The organism is Cellulomonas algicola, assembly GCF_003851725.1.
Classification (GTDB): Bacteria; Actinomycetota; Actinomycetes; order Actinomycetales; family Cellulomonadaceae; genus Cellulomonas; species Cellulomonas algicola.
The window spans coordinates 1-789 of record NZ_BHYL01000511.1; the positions used below are offsets into that span (position 1 = coordinate 1).

The following is a 789-nucleotide window of genomic DNA, read 5'->3' on the forward strand; positions in this document are numbered from 1 at the left end:
GCGCGTGAGGGGGTCGTCGGCGGGCGCGGCGGCGGTGGTGACGGTGGCGCGCAGCCCGCGGTCGTCGGCGGCGGCCCGGACGGCGTCGGCGGTCACGATCGGGTCGCCGGCCGCGTACCAGACCTCGGTCGGCGTGGGTGGCACGGGTGCCGCGGCGAGCAGGGCGGCCCCCGCGGCGCGCAGGTCGGCGAGGGCGGCGCGTCCCGGCGCGCCGGGGACGACCGGCTGCACGGAGGCCACGACCGCGTCGACCGGGTGGTCGTCCACGCGGACGGTGAGCGGGGAGCCCGGTGCGAGGCCGTCGACCGCCGCCCAGTCCGCGGAGACGACGAGCGGCAGGGGTGCCGCGGTGCCGGGCAGCACGCGCACGACCGGGACGGCGGCGCCCGTGCCGGGCAGCGTCACGTCCGGGCCGTCGGCGGTCACGACGAGCGGCTCCTGGCCGGGCACGGCGACGGACCACGGACCCGTGGCGAGAAGGTCGACCGGGCCGTCCGGGCCCTCGGCCACGACCTCGGTGACCACGACCTGCCGGGCCGACCCGCCGGCGGCGAGCTCGACGCCCTGCACCGTCCACCGACCCGCGTCGGGCGGCGCGGCGGACCACCGGCCGGCGGCACGGGTCGCGGTGGTGGCCCGCAGCACGCCGTCCGGACCGGCCCACCACACGCGCGCGGCCGTCGCGGCACCGTCGACGTCCGCCGTGACGCGCACGGCCGTCGTCCCCGCAGGCACGGGCCACCCCGCGGCGGGTGCGAGGTCGGCGAGCGCGCGGCGCAGGCCCGGGAC

At 81.7% G+C, this 789-nt stretch carries 1 protein-coding gene; it reads right to left on the minus strand.

All coding sequences use genetic code 11. The features are described from left to right. On the minus strand, positions 1 to 789 hold a 789-nt coding region (locus CTKZ_RS21900), incomplete at both ends, for a hypothetical protein (protein ID WP_200829887.1).